Below are 12784 nucleotides of genomic sequence, written 5' to 3' on the forward strand. Positions count from 1 at the left end.
GTGGCGGCGGAGGCGTAGGCGGGGACGACGGGGGTGCCGCCGAGCCGCTCGGAGAGCGCGGCGGCGATCAGCCGGACGGCCGCGAGCCCCTCGGGGTCCCGGGAGCCGGCCGCCGCGAGGACGACGCCGGTGGCGCGCGAGGCGCTGTCGGCGGAGGTCCAGCCCGCCTCGGTCAGCCGGTCGGCGAGCGCCTCGACGAGCAGCGGGTGCGCGCCGAGCGGCGCGGCGATCCGGACCCGGCCCTCGGGCAGCGCGGCGGCAGCGGTGGGCAGGTCGTGCTTGACGTGGTGCCCGGGCCCGAAGAGCAGCGGGACGAGAACGGCGCGGGGGCAGGCGGGGGCCGCCGGGGCCAGGACGCGCCCCGTCCGCGCGAGGTCCGTCCGCGCGAGGTCCGTGCGTGCCGGGTCCGTGCGGGGGAGGTCGGTGCACGCCGGGTCCGTGCGGGGGAGATCCGTGCGCGGGAGATCCGTCCGCGCGTGGTCCGTGCGTGCCGGGTCCGCCGAACCCGTGCCCACGGCCGCGGGGGCGGCGGGCGCGAGGTCGGCCAGGGCGGCCGGGAGGAGCGGGGGGTTCAGTTCGATGTGGGCGAGGCGGACGTCGAGGCCCGGGCGGAGTTCGCGGACGCGTTCCGCCAGCCGGCCGAGGGTGGCGGCGGCGCGCGGGTCGCGGCTGCCGTGGCCGACGGCCACGAGGGCGGGGCGGGTGTCGCGCACGGCTCCGTACGGGCGGACCTGGCTGAGGCGCTCGCCGAGCCGGGTCGTGATCGTGCCGAGCAGCTCGGCCGTGGTGTCGAACGTACTGTCGTCCCGCTCCGTCATGCACCGATCCTGACGGCGCCGCGTTGCCGCCCCGTTGCGCGGGCGTCACGAGTGTTTTCCGTGCCCTCACCGCCGCCCGGGCGGCGGTGTCAGGCCGCCAGCCAGACCCGGAGCGGGCCGAGTTCCTCGAAGCCCACGGCGAGCGCGGGCGGCAGGTCGTCGCCGGACTCGTAGCCGACGACGGGGCTGCCGGCGTCGACCTGGGTCAGACAGCCGGCCCACACCTCGGCCGGGTCCACCCCTGGTGCGGCGAAGAGGTTGGAGATACCGGTGAGGCGCCAGTTGTCGGTGAGCACCGCTCCCCCGGCGATCCGGCCCTCGGCGTCGTACCCGGCGACGATCCTCGTGTACGGGTCGGTGAGGAGTCCGGCGCGGAAGAGCGCCGCTTCGTCGGCGTCTCCGCCGCTCCACGCCAGGGCCCAGTCGAGGAGTCCCTCGGGGGTGCCGACGGCGCGCCAGGTGGTGCCCGCCGGCGCCTCGGTCTGCGTCGGGGGAAGCCACCCGGGCCGGTGGATCCAGCGCGCATCGAAGAGCGGCCGGAAGCCCTCGGCGGCCAGGTCGAGCCGGGCGAAGGAGTCCTTGACCGTGGCGCCGGGCGTCTCGCGGTCGATGGAGTCGAGGACGTCCCGTACGGACGCGTCGTCGGTCAGCGTCACCGCGTCCGGGTAGTAGAGCGGGGTCCGGCGGGTGTTGGTCCAGGCGCGCGGCCCGAAGGCGCCGGGGCGGCCGTGCGCGGCGCACATCGCCTGGCACCACTCCGCGTTGTTGAGGGCGGCCTCGTCGATCATGCGCGGATCGTACGGGTTCACCCCTTCCTCTCTCATCCTTTTATCTAGCGGAATATCTTTTCCGTCATGCGAATGTCTCCCTCCCCTCCCCCCGGGCTGCCCCGGCGCGCCGCCGCCGAACTCGTGGGCACCGCGGCGCTGGTGGCCGTCGTCGTCGGATCGGGCATCCAGGCGGCCGCGCTCAGCCCGGACGTCGGGGTGCGCCTGCTGGCCAACTCGCTCGCCTCGGCCCTCGGGCTCGGTCTGCTCATCGCCCTCCTCGGCCCTCTCTCCGGCGGCCACCTCAACCCCGTCGTGACCCTCTCCGAGTGGTGGGCCCGCCGGGGCGAGGACGGCGCCCCGAGGATCCGCGAGGTGGGGGTCTACGTGGCCGCCCAGTTCGTCGGCGCCGTCGCCGGTGCCCTGCTCGCCGAGGCCATGTTCGGTCGGGCGCCGGGCACCTGGTCCACCGCCGTCCGCTCCGATCCGCATCTGCTGCTCGGCGAGACCGTCGCCACGGCCGGGCTCGTCCTGCTCGTCCAGGGCCTGCGCCGGATCGGCCGCTCCTCGCTCGCCCCGATCGCCGTGGGCGGCTACCTGCTGGCCGCGATCTGGTTCACCTCCTCGGGCTCCTTCGCCAACCCGGCCGGGACGGTCGGCCGCTCCTTCTCCGACTCCTTCACCGGGATAGCCCCCGGCTCGCTCCCCGGGTTCGTCGGCGCTCAGCTCCTCGGCGCGCTGCTCGGCGTCGCCCTCGCCTCCGTGCTGTACGGCGGCCGGAACGAACCGAAAGGCCCGCGTTCGCGTCGAACAGGGTGACGGAACAGTCGAGATCCACGGAGGTTCATCCATGCGCGGCCTGCGACGCGTGCGCGTACCCGCCCGGCTGAAGCGGGGCGTGCTCGGGCTGAGGCGGGGCGTGCTCGGGCTGACCCGGGTCCCGCTCGTGCCGCGCACCACCAGGGCCAGGCGCCGTACGGTCCAGGCCGTCATGCTGGGCGCCGTCCTCGCCCTCGCGCCCGCGACCTGGACGCACGCCGTCGCCGACAGCCGGCTGCGCACCACCGCCGACGTGCCGGCCCAGGAGGTCGCCGTCGTCTTCGGCGCAGGCCTCTGGAACGGGCGCCCGACCCCGTACCTCGCGCACCGGCTCGACACCGCCGCCGAGCTGTACCGCGCGGGCAAGGTCAAGGTCGTCCTCGTCACCGGCGACAACAGCCGGGTCGAGTACGACGAGCCGGACGCGATGCGCACGTACCTCACCGAGCGCGGGGTGCCGGACGGCCGGATCGTCAGCGACTACGCGGGCTTCGACACCTGGGACTCGTGCGTCCGCGCCAAGAGGATCTTCGGCGTCGACCGGGCCGTCCTCGTCACCCAGGACTTCCACATCAAGCGGGCCGTGGCGCTCTGCCGGGCCGCCGGCATCGAGTCGTACGGGGTGAAGGTCGTCGAGCCCCACGACTCCGTCTTCTACTACGGCGGCGTCCGCGAGCTCGTCGCGGCGGGCAAGGCGGCCCTGGACGCGGGCCTCCGTCCCGACCCGCACTTCCTCGGCGAGCGGGAGCGGGGCGTGACGGAGGCGCTCGCCTCCGCCCGCTGACCCTCACGGCAGGCACGGCGGCCGCGGGAGCAGAACGGGCGGCACCCGTAATGCGGAGCGCCCCCGCCCGTAACACGGCCGTCGCAGAGTTTCCGCATGTCCGAGGCTGTCACCACCCCCGCCGCCCCTGCCGCCCCTGCCACCGCCGTCGCCACGCACTGCCCCTACTGCGCGCTCCAGTGCGGCATGTCGCTGCGCCCGTCGGCAGGCTCCGCGGAGGTGCCCCTGGAGGTGGTGGAGCGCCCCGACTTCCCCGTCAACCGGGGCGCGCTGTGCGGCAAGGGCCGTACCGCCCCGGCCGTACTCTCCTCCCGGGTCAGGCTGACCGGGCCCCTGGTCCGGTGCCCTGACACAGGTGTCCTGAAGTCCGCCTCCTGGGAGGAGGCACTCGCCGCCGTCGCCGAGGGGCTGAGCCGGACCCGCGCCGACCACGGACCCGATGCCGTGGGGGTCTTCGGCGGCGGCGGCCTCACCAACGAGAAGGCGTACACGCTCGGCAAGTTCGCCCGGGTCGTGCTCGGCACCTCGCAGATCGACTACAACGGCCGCTTCTGCATGTCGTCGGCGGCGGCCGCGCACCAGCGGGCCTTCGGCCTCGACCGGGGGCTCCCCTTCCCGCTCGACGACGTCCCGCGCACCGGCTGCGTGATCCTCGTCGGCTCCAACCTGGCCGAGACGATGCCGCCCGCGCTGCGCTACCTGACCGAGCTGCGCGCCAACGGCGGGAAGCTGATCGTCGTCGACCCGCGCCGCACCCGCACCGCCGAGCAGGCCGATCTCCACCTCGCGCCCCGCCCCGGCACCGACCTCGCGCTCGCGCTCGGGCTGCTCCATCTCGTGGTCGCCGAGGGGCGGGTGGACGAGGAGTTCGTCCGGGAGCGGACGGAGGGGTGGGAGGCGGCCAGGGCCGGGGCGATGGCGCACTGGCCCGAGCTCGTCGAGCGGATCACGGGTGTGCCGGTGCCGCTGCTGCGGGACGCGATGCGGATGTTCTGCGACGCGGAGAGCGGGATGGTGCTCACCGCGCGCGGCCCGGAGCAGCAGTCGAAGGGCACGGACACCGTCGGCGCGTGGATCAACCTCTGCCTGGCGACCGGGCGGGCCGGGCGTCCGCTGAGCGGATACGGCTGCCTCACCGGCCAGGGCAACGGCCAGGGCGGCCGGGAGCACGGCCAGAAGGCGGACCAGCTGCCCGGCTACCGGAAGCTGGACGACCCGGCGGCGCGGGCGCACGTGGCGGGCGTGTGGGGGGTGGACCCGGACACGCTGCCGGGGCCCGGGCGCAGCGCCTACGAACTCCTGGACGCGCTCGGCGGCGAGGTGAAGGCGCTGCTCCTCATGGGCTCCAACCCCGTGGTGTCGGCGCCGCGCGCCGCGCACATCGAGGGGCGGCTGCGCGCGCTGGACTTCCTGGCGGTCGCGGACGTGGTCCTGTCGGAGACGGCGGAGCTGGCGGACGTGGTCCTGCCGGTCACCCAGTGGGCGGAGGAGACGGGCACGACCACCAACCTGGAGGGGCGGGTGCTGCTGCGGCAGCGGGCGATCACCCCGCCGGCGGGGGTCCGCACGGACCTGGAGGTCCTGCACGGGCTCGCGGCCCTCCTCGGCCGGGAGAAGGGCTTCCCGACGGACCCGGAGGAGGTCTTCGACGAGCTCCGTCGCGCGTCGGCGGGCGGCCCGGCGGACTACTCGGGCATCAGCTACCGCCGCCTGCGCGAGGAGAACGGCGTCTTCTGGCCGTGCCCGGAGGAAGGGAGCGGCGGGGAGGGCGCTCTCCCGGAGAGCACGGCGGGTGAGGGCGCCGGGCGACCGGAGCCTCGCGTGCGGGTTCCGCACCCCGGGAGCCCTCGGCTCTTCCTCGACCGGTTCGCGACGCCGAGCGGGCGCGCCCGGTTCGTGGCGGTCGCGCACCGGGCGGCGGCGGAGGAGACCGACGCCGACTACCCCGTCGTCCTGACGACCGGGCGGGTCGTCGCGCAGTACCAGTCCGGGGCGCAGACCCGGCGCGTGGCCGAGCTGAACGCCGCCGCGCCCGGGGCGTTCGTGGAGCTGCATCCGCGGCTCGCCGAGCGGATCGGGGTCGCCGAGGGCGAGCGGGTCGCCGTGGTGTCCCGGCGTGGCCGGGCGGTCGCGCCCGCGCGGATCACCGCGGCCATCCGGCCCGACACGGTGTTCATGCCGTTCCACTGGCCCGGCGAGGGCCGCGCCAACACCCTCACCAACCCGGCGCTCGACCCGGTCTCCCGGATGCCCGAGTTCAAGACGTGCGCGGTCCGGGTCGAGCCCGCCAGTCCCCGCCCGTGATGAGCGGCCCGTACGGGGTGCCGGGCGCCGCGAACCAGACCCAGGCCCGCACGACCGCGCCGTCCGCGAGCCGGACCGCCTCGCACTCGGTCCGCTCGTAGCCGGCCGGGAGCTCCACCCGGTCGAGCAGGTCCAGGAGTTCGGCGTACCCGCCCGGCGCGGCGGTCACCAGGTCGCCCGCGACGAGCCCGTCGCCCGGCACGGCGTACGGATAGCCGGGCCCGTCGTACAGGAGCGCGCCCGCCAGCCGCGCCGGTTCCTCCCGGGCCGTGCGGCCGATCAGGAAGCGGTCGTGGTTGTACTCGCCGGGCCGCAGCGTGCCGTAGACGAAGAAGGGCAGCTCCCTCATGCCGGGGGAAGCGCCGACGTCTCGGCCTCCAGCCACGCCAGATACGCGGCCGAGGCCCGCACCACCGGGGTGGCGAGGACCTCGGGGGTCTCGTAGTCGTGCGCGGCCAGGAGGTGGGCCTCCAGCTCGTCGTAGCGCGCCTCCGTCGTCTTGAAGAGGACCTGCCACTCCTCCTCGGTCTCGATCGCCTTCCGCCAGTGGTAGACGGAGGTGACAGGACCGGAGACCTGGGCGCAGGCGGCGAGGCGGGCCTCGACCGCGCCGCGCGCGAGCTCCTGGGCCTTGGCCGGGCTGTCGGTGGTGGTGAGTACGGTGAGGGCGAGGGTCACGCGGCCCACCGTACTCACCCCCGACCCGCCCCGCGCCCTCACCGCGGGGCCCCGGTCCCACGGCACCCCGCCCCGGGCTCACGCCGCCGCCTCGAACTGGGCCGCGTGCAGCCGGGCGTAGGCGCCTCCCGCGGCCAACAGCTCCTCGTGCGTGCCCTGTTCGACGATGGCGCCCCGGTCCATCACGAGGATCACGTCCGCGTCCCTGATGGTGGAGAGCCGGTGCGCGATCACGAAGGACGTACGGCCCGCCCGGAGCGAGGACATGGCCCGCTGGATGAGCACCTCGGTACGGGTGTCGACGGAGCTGGTCGCCTCGTCCAGGACCAGGATCACCGGCTCGGACAGGAACGCCCGCGCGATGGTGATGAGCTGCTTCTCGCCCGCGCTGAGGCCGGCGCCGTCCTCGTCGAGGACCGTGTCGTAGCCGTCGGGGAGGGTGCGGATGAACCGGTCCGCGTGGGTCGCCATCGCGGCCTCCACGATCCGCTCGCGCGACACCTCGCCCGGAACTCCGTACGCGATGTTCTCCGCGATCGTCCCGCCGAAGAGCCAGGTGTCCTGCAGGACCATGCCGATCCCGGAGCGGAGCTCCTCGCGGGACATCGCCGCGATGTCGGTCCCGTCCAGGGTGATCCGGCCGCCGGTGATCTCGTAGAACCGCATCAGGAGGTTCACCAGCGTGGTCTTGCCGGCGCCGGTCGGGCCGACGATCGCGACCGTCTGCCCCGGCTCCACGCTCAGCGACAGGTCCTCGACGAGCGGCTTGTCCGGCTCGTAGCGGAACGCCACCTTCTCGAAGGAGACCCTGCCCTCGGCCGCCTTGCGCGGGGACACGGGTGCGACGGGCGCGGGGGACTCCTCCTCTGCGTCGAGGAGGTCGAAGACCCGCTCGGCGGAGGCGACCCCGGACTGCAGCAGGTTGGCCATGGCCGCGATCTGGTTGATCGGGCCGTTGAACTCGTACGAGTACTGGATGAACGCCTGCACGTCGCCGACGCTCAGCGTGCCGCTCGCCACCCGCAGCCCGCCGACGACCGCGATCAGGACGTAGTTGAGGTTCCCGACGAAGGTGAGGGCCGGCTGGATGAAGCCGGAGATGAACTGGGCCCGGAAGCTCGCCCCGTACAGCTCCTCGCCCAGCTCGTCGAAGCGCGCCACGGCCGCGTCCCGCCGGCCGAAGACGACGACCTCGGCGTGACCGGTGATCATCTCCTCGACGTGGCTGTTGAGCCGGCCGGTGACCGCCCACTGCTTCACGAACTGCGGCTGGGCGCGCTTGCCGATCCGCGCCGCGACGAACAGCGAGACGGGGACGGTCGCGAGGGCGACGAGGGCGAGCAGCGGCGAGATCCAGCACATCATCACCAGCACGCCGACCAGCGTGAGGAGCGCCCGGACCATCTGGCTGAAGGCCTGCTGGAGGGTCTGGACGATGTTGTCGATGTCGTTGGTGGTGCGGCTGAGGAGTTCGCCGCGGGGCTGCCCGTCGAGGTACGAGAGCGGCAGCCGGGCCAGCTTGGCCTGGGCCTCGGCGCGCAGCCGGTGTCCCGCGCGCTGGACGACGCTCGTGGCGAGGCGCTGCTGGACCCAGTTGAACGCGGCGGAACCCGCGACGGCCGCGAAGGAGAGGGCGAGCATCTCGCCGACGGCGCGGAAGTCGACGCCGGCCGGGCGCGCGGCGCCCGAGACGACGAGGTCGGTCGCGCGGCCGAGGAACAGCGGGCTGAGGACGGCGAGGGAGACGCTCGCGGCCGCGGCGGCGAGGACGCCGATGAGGCGGGTGCGTTCGGGGGCCATGGTGCGCAGCAGCCGGAGGCCGGAGGCGCGGAAGTCGAGGGAGCGTTCCAGGGACGGGGTGCTGATGCCGGGGCCGCGCTGCTGCACGGCGGGTCCTCGGCGCTCGGGGGCGGTCTTCTGCGGCTTCTTCATCGCGTCCGGCTTCTCCGGCTTCTCCGGCTTCTCCGGCTTCTCCGGCTTCTCCGGCTTCTCCGGCTTCATCGGCTGCATCGGCTTCTCCGGCGCGCGGGTGTCGCTCATGCCGCTTCCTCCTCGGTGAGCTGGGAGAGGACGATCTCCCGGTACGTGGCGTTGGTCCGCATGAGCTCCTCGTGGGTGCCGCTGCCGACGGCCCGGCCCTGGTCGAGGACGACGATCCGGTCGGCGTCGCGGATGGTGGAGACGCGCTGGGCGACGATGACGACGGTCGCGTCGGCGGTCTCCTCCTTCAGCGCCGCCCTGAGCAGTGCGTCGGTGCGGTAGTCGAGCGCGGAGAACGAGTCGTCGAAGAGGTACACCCGGGGGCGGGCGACGAGGACACGGGCGATGGCGAGCCGTTGGCGCTGGCCGCCGGAGAGGTTGGTGCCGCCCTGCGCGACCGGCGCGTCGAGCCCCTCGGGCAGGGCGCGGACGAAGTCGGCGGCCTGGGCGACCTCCAGGGCGTGCCACAGTTCCTCGTCGCTCGCCTCGGGCCGCCCGTACCGCAGGTTGCTCGCGACCGTGCCGGAGAAGAGGTACGGCTTCTGCGGGACGAGTCCGACGGTACGGGCGAGCAGCGCGGGGTCCATGGCGCGGACGTCGACGCCGCCGACCGTGACCTGGCCGTCGGTGGCGTCGAAGAGCCGCGCCACGAGACCGAGGAGGGTGGACTTGCCGCTGCCGGTGGAGCCGATGACGGCGGTGGTGCGGCCGGGGCGGGCGGTGAGGCGCACGGCGCGCAGGACGGGCTCCTCGGCGCCGGGGTAGCTGAAGTCGGCGTCCCGGACGTCGAGGAGACCGGGGCCGTGGAGGGTGTGGACGGGGGCGGTGGGGGCGGAGACGGCGGGTTCGGTGTCGAGGATCTCCTGGATGCGTTCGGCGCTGACCTCGGCCCGCGGCATGTGCATCAGCAGGAAGAGCACCATCATCACCGACATCATGATCTGGAGCAGATAGCCGAGGAACGCGATCAGCGAACCGGCCTGCAGGGCACCGGACTCGATGCGGTGGGCGCCGACCCAGATGATGGCGACGGTCGACAGTTCCCAGACGATCAGCACGATCGGGAACATCAGCGCCTGGAGCCGGCCGACCTGGGTGCCGACCGAGCGCAGTTCGTCGTTGGCCCCGCCGAAGCGGAGCTGCTCGTGCCGGTCACGGACGAAGGCGCGGACGACCCGGACGCCGGTGATCTGCTCGCGCATCACCCGGTTGACCCGGTCGACCCGCTCCTGCATGCCCCGGAAGAGCGGTCGCATGCGCAGCACGACACCGCCGACCCCGCCGGCCATCATCGGGACGAAGAGCAGGAACAGCAGGGCGAGCGGGACGTCCTGGTCGAGGGCCATGACGATGCCTCCGACGCACAGCAGGGGCGCCGCCACCAGCATCGTCAGGACGAGCACGGCGAACGTCTGGACCTGCTGGACGTCGTTGGTGGTGCGGGTGATGAGGGAGGCGGTGCCGAAGCGGCTGATCTCCTGGGCGGAGAAGTCCTGGACCCGGCGGAAGACGGCGGCGCGCACGTCACGGGCGACGCCCATGGCGATCCGCGCGCCGAAGTAGACGGCGGCGGCCGCGGCGGCGGCCTGGAAGAGGGTGACCGCCGCCATCAGACCCCCACCGGTCAGGACATGGCCGGTGTCCCCGCGCAGCACGCCGTTGTCGATGACGTCGGCGTTGAGCGTGGGCAGGGCGAGGGAGGCGAGGGACTGGGCGAGTTGGAGGAGGACGACGAGGGCCAGGGTCCACCGGTAGGGGCGGAGCCGTCCGGCGATGAGTCGCAGCAGCATGGAGGACTTCCCTCAGGCGCCGTAGGGGCGGGTGGTCTTGGCGTCCCGGAGGGCGTGGGCCCACCAGGCGAGCTGGTCGAGCATCGCCTTGGCGGCGGCGTCGGGACCGGCGGAGTCCCGGTGCCGGCCGGCCTCGTCGAACTCCCCGTGCGCGTTGTGGAAGGAGACCGTGTCGCGGATGGTCACGGCGTGCATCTCGGCGAAGACCAGGCGCAGTTGCTCCACGGCCCGCAGGCCGCCGGACATCCCGCCGTAGGAGACGAAGCCGACGGGCTTGGCCTGCCACTCGCCGAAGTGCCAGTCGATGAGGGACTTCAGGGAGGCGGGGAAGGAGTGGTTGAACTCGGGGGTGAGGACGACGAAGGCGTCGGCGGCGTCGAGGACCGGGGACACCTTGGCCAGTTCGGCGCGGACGGCTGCGGCGGGGTGGTGGGAGAGAGCGGTGGGCAGCTCGACATCGGCGAGGTCGACGAAGTCGACGGAGAAGTCGGTGTGCTCGGCGAGCCGGCCGCGGAACCACTCGGCGAGCACGGGGGCGAACCGTCCTTCGCGGTTGCTGGCGACGATGACGGCGAGCTTGAGCGGCGTGGAGTTCGTACGCGTGTTGTCCATGCCGACGATCCTGATACCTCAAGCTTGATTGAGGTCAAGCGGAGATTTCCCCGGCCCTCTTCGGGGACCCTACGACCCGTCAACATGCCTTGCATCAGCGGCCGTTCAGCCCCCTCCGGTAACATCGGGAGTCCGGGAACGGGAGCTGGACGGGGGTCCGTGGCATGGTCGTGAAGTACGTCGTCTCGCCACACAGCCGGCGCGGCACCTACCCGAACATCACCTCCGCCCTGCGCGCCTTCTCCGCCCTGCAGGCCGTGTCCCGCCGCCGGCGGTCGGCGGTCGTCGAGATCGCGGCCGGGCGGTACGAGGAGGGCCTCGTCGCCCGCGGCGACGTGCGGCTGGTCGCGGCCGAGGGGCCGGGCTCCGTCGAGGTGCACCTGGCACGCGGGACCGTCCTGGAGACCTACGGATCGGTCCAGGTCGAGGGGCTGGTGCTGGCCGGCCGGGACGTCGAGCAGGACGCCGTCGCCTGCGCGCAGGGCAGCCTCGTGCTCGACCGTGTGGAGGTCCGCACCCCGGGCGGGGTCGGCACGCACGCGCGGCCGAACACGCAGGTCAGCTTGCGGGACAGCACGTTCCTGCACGGCCGGACGCTGTTCACCGCGTCCACCGGGACGATCGAGCGGTGCCGGTTCACCGACGCCGCCGACAACGCGATCGCCGCGATCGAGGGCGCCCAGCTCTCCCTCCGGGGCAGCCGGGTCGAGGGCAGCCGGATCCACGGCGTCCGGGTCTGCGACGCGCGCGCCGAGGTCGCCGACTGCGAGCTGACCGGCACCGGGCACGCGGCCCTCATGGCGGACACCCGGGCCCGGCTCGTGGTGGCGGACTGCGCGATCACCGCCGTGCACGGGGAGGGGATCATGTTCATCGAGCAGTCCCGCGGCTCCGTGGACCGTACGCGCGTCACCGACGCCCGGCACGGTCTCGGCGCGGGGAGCGGCGCCGATCCGGTGGTGCGCGACTGCGTGTTCACCGCGTGCCGCGACACCGGCATCATCGTGGAGACCGACGCCCGGGGCCGGTACGAGGACTGCCGGGTCGTCGACGCCCGCAACGTGGGTGTGCTCTCGGCCCGGGGCGGCGCGCCGGAGGTCGTGCGCTGCCAGATCTCGGGCGGCAACGTCGGCATCGCGGTCACGGAGGGCTCCCGGGGGCGTTTCGGCGACGTCCGGATCGAGGACCTCCCGAACTCCGCGCTGCGGGTCATGGAGGGCTCGAAGGGCACCTTCGAGCACGTCCGGGTGGACCGCTGCACGCTGGGCCTGGACACCAACGGGGACGGCGGCACCACGGCCGACCTCACCGACGTGGCGTTCAGCGAGGTCGAGACCGCGGTGACCGCGCTCGGCCAGTCCAGGGTCACCCTCAGGGGCGTGACGGCGGAGCGCGTGGCGGTGGGCTTCTTCGCCGGCGAGGAGGCGCAGGCGCACCTGCACGACTGCACGGCCACCACGGTCAGGGTCGGCGGGGCCGTCGTGGCGGGCAAGGGCAGGGTCTTCGCGAAGAACCTCACGGTGCGCGGCTCGGAGGGAAACGGCCTGTCGGTGGCCGAGTCCGGCTATCTGAACGTCGCGGAGAGCGAGTTCACCGACTGCGCGACCGTGGGGGCGCTCTTCGCCGACGAGAGCTCCGGCCGTCTTGTGGACTGCGCCGTGAACGGGACCGAGGGGGTCGCCGTCATCCACAACGGCCGCGTCGAACTCGTCGGCCTGCGCACCTCGCTGGAGGTCGTCGACAAGACGGTGCGCACGGTCGATCAGAAGTCGACGGTCATCCACGTCGACGGCGTGTACGTCGCCGGCTCCGTCGTCAACAGCCAGCTCGCCTGGAACAACGACCGCGTCACCCAGAACCAGTCGAACGAGGACGGCAGGACCACATGAGCGAGCGCGAGAACGACCACCACTCCCAGGGGCCCGTCTTCCACGGCGCGGTCTCCCACAACCAGTTCGCCTGGGGCAACGAGACGGTCACCCAGAACCAGCAGTTCAACGGCGAGGGCGTCGCCCCGGGCTACGAGGCGCTCGCCGAGCGCGTCGCCGAGCTGCTGCGCGCCCTCCCCGAGCAGGGCCTGGCGGACCAGGAGCGCGAGGACACGGAGGCGGCGGCCGACGAGGTGCTCGCCACCATCGCGGGACCCGGCGAGCCCGAGCCGGGCCGGCTGCGCCGCTCGCTGGCCACCCTCAGGGGAGCCCTCGCCCCGGTCGCGACCGGCGTCGCGGCCGG

The 12784-nt window shown here is 73.7% G+C and carries 12 protein-coding genes; 5 read left to right on the plus strand and 7 right to left on the minus strand.

Going from position 1 to position 12784, the window contains the following annotated elements:
* Positions 1 to 818 (minus strand): CbiX/SirB N-terminal domain-containing protein (locus tag AB0E14_RS37625; protein WP_362429343.1); only part of this gene is annotated, 818 nt, incomplete at its 3' end.
* A gap of 89 nt (positions 819 to 907) precedes the next feature.
* Positions 908 to 1606 carry a hypothetical protein gene (locus AB0E14_RS37630; RefSeq protein WP_362429346.1) on the minus strand — a complete coding sequence of 233 codons (699 nt, stop codon included), beginning with the start codon at positions 1604 to 1606 and terminating at the stop codon, positions 908 to 910.
* A gap of 66 nt (positions 1607 to 1672) precedes the next feature.
* Here AB0E14_RS37630 and AB0E14_RS37635 point away from each other — a divergent pair, with 66 nt between their 5' ends.
* The 3 genes from AB0E14_RS37635 (at position 1673) to AB0E14_RS37645 (ending at position 5492) form a co-directional block, all read left to right on the plus strand.
* On the plus strand, positions 1673 to 2404 hold the full coding sequence (locus tag AB0E14_RS37635; RefSeq protein WP_362429349.1) for an aquaporin: 732 nt from the start codon (positions 1673 to 1675) through the stop codon (positions 2402 to 2404).
* A 172-nt stretch (positions 2405 to 2576) separates the two neighbouring features.
* Positions 2577 to 3188, plus strand: coding sequence for an ElyC/SanA/YdcF family protein (locus AB0E14_RS37640; RefSeq protein ID WP_362429373.1), 612 nt, complete (start codon positions 2577 to 2579; stop codon positions 3186 to 3188).
* Positions 3189 to 3284: 96 nt separating this feature from the next.
* Entirely contained in the window at positions 3285 to 5492 is a 2208-nt protein-coding gene (locus AB0E14_RS37645; RefSeq protein ID WP_362429352.1) for a molybdopterin oxidoreductase family protein, read from the plus strand.
* Here AB0E14_RS37645 and AB0E14_RS37650 read toward each other — a convergent pair.
* The 5 genes from AB0E14_RS37650 to AB0E14_RS37670 all read right to left on the minus strand — a co-directional run bounded on the left by AB0E14_RS37650 (position 5446) and on the right by AB0E14_RS37670 (position 10552).
* On the minus strand, positions 5446 to 5841 hold the full coding sequence (locus AB0E14_RS37650) for a gamma-glutamylcyclotransferase family protein (RefSeq protein WP_362429355.1): 396 nt from the start codon (positions 5839 to 5841) through the stop codon (positions 5446 to 5448). The genes AB0E14_RS37645 and AB0E14_RS37650 overlap by 47 nt on opposite strands.
* A complete protein-coding gene (gene cutA, locus AB0E14_RS37655; protein ID WP_362429358.1) occupies positions 5838 to 6170 on the minus strand; it encodes a divalent-cation tolerance protein CutA in 333 nt (110 codons plus the stop codon). The genes AB0E14_RS37650 and cutA overlap by 4 nt, the downstream gene beginning before the upstream one ends.
* Positions 6171 to 6248: 78 nt before the next feature.
* On the minus strand, positions 6249 to 8102 hold the full coding sequence (locus tag AB0E14_RS37660) for an ABC transporter ATP-binding protein (protein ID WP_362429376.1): 1854 nt from the start codon (positions 8100 to 8102) through the stop codon (positions 6249 to 6251).
* Between the two features lie 104 nt (positions 8103 to 8206).
* Positions 8207 to 9940, minus strand: coding sequence for an ABC transporter ATP-binding protein (locus tag AB0E14_RS37665; protein ID WP_362429361.1), 1734 nt, complete (start codon positions 9938 to 9940; stop codon positions 8207 to 8209).
* Positions 9941 to 9952: 12 nt separating this feature from the next.
* Positions 9953 to 10552, minus strand: a complete 600-nt coding sequence (locus AB0E14_RS37670) for an NAD(P)H-dependent oxidoreductase (protein WP_362429364.1) — start codon at positions 10550 to 10552, stop codon at positions 9953 to 9955.
* A gap of 164 nt (positions 10553 to 10716) precedes the next feature.
* Between AB0E14_RS37670 and AB0E14_RS37675 the strand changes: the two genes are divergently transcribed.
* On the plus strand, positions 10717 to 12441 hold the full coding sequence (locus AB0E14_RS37675) for a right-handed parallel beta-helix repeat-containing protein (protein WP_362429367.1): 1725 nt from the start codon (positions 10717 to 10719) through the stop codon (positions 12439 to 12441).
* Positions 12438 to 12784 (plus strand): hypothetical protein (locus AB0E14_RS37680; protein ID WP_362429370.1); only part of this gene is annotated, 347 nt, incomplete at its 3' end. The genes AB0E14_RS37675 and AB0E14_RS37680, both read left to right, overlap by 4 nt.

This window comes from Streptomyces sp. NPDC047981 (assembly GCF_040653315.1).
Taxonomy (GTDB): domain Bacteria; phylum Actinomycetota; class Actinomycetes; order Streptomycetales; family Streptomycetaceae; genus Streptomyces.

Coding starts and splice junctions, on each gene's coding strand:
- AB0E14_RS37645 (WP_362429352.1), top strand. CDS start 3,285: ATGTCCGAGGCTGTCACCACCCCCGCCGCCCCTGCCGCCCCTGCCACC.
- AB0E14_RS37670 (WP_362429364.1), bottom strand. CDS start 10,552: ATGGACAACACGCGTACGAACTCCACGCCGCTCAAGCTCGCCGTCATC.
- AB0E14_RS37630 (WP_362429346.1), bottom strand. CDS start 1,606: ATGATCGACGAGGCCGCCCTCAACAACGCGGAGTGGTGCCAGGCGATG.
- AB0E14_RS37660 (WP_362429376.1), bottom strand. CDS start 8,102: ATGAAGAAGCCGCAGAAGACCGCCCCCGAGCGCCGAGGACCCGCCGTG.
- AB0E14_RS37635 (WP_362429349.1), top strand. CDS start 1,673: ATGCGAATGTCTCCCTCCCCTCCCCCCGGGCTGCCCCGGCGCGCCGCC.
- AB0E14_RS37665 (WP_362429361.1), bottom strand. CDS start 9,940: ATGCTGCTGCGACTCATCGCCGGACGGCTCCGCCCCTACCGGTGGACC.
- AB0E14_RS37650 (WP_362429355.1), bottom strand. CDS start 5,841: ATGAGGGAGCTGCCCTTCTTCGTCTACGGCACGCTGCGGCCCGGCGAG.
- AB0E14_RS37675 (WP_362429367.1), top strand. CDS start 10,717: ATGGTCGTGAAGTACGTCGTCTCGCCACACAGCCGGCGCGGCACCTAC.
- AB0E14_RS37640 (WP_362429373.1), top strand. CDS start 2,577: ATGCTGGGCGCCGTCCTCGCCCTCGCGCCCGCGACCTGGACGCACGCC.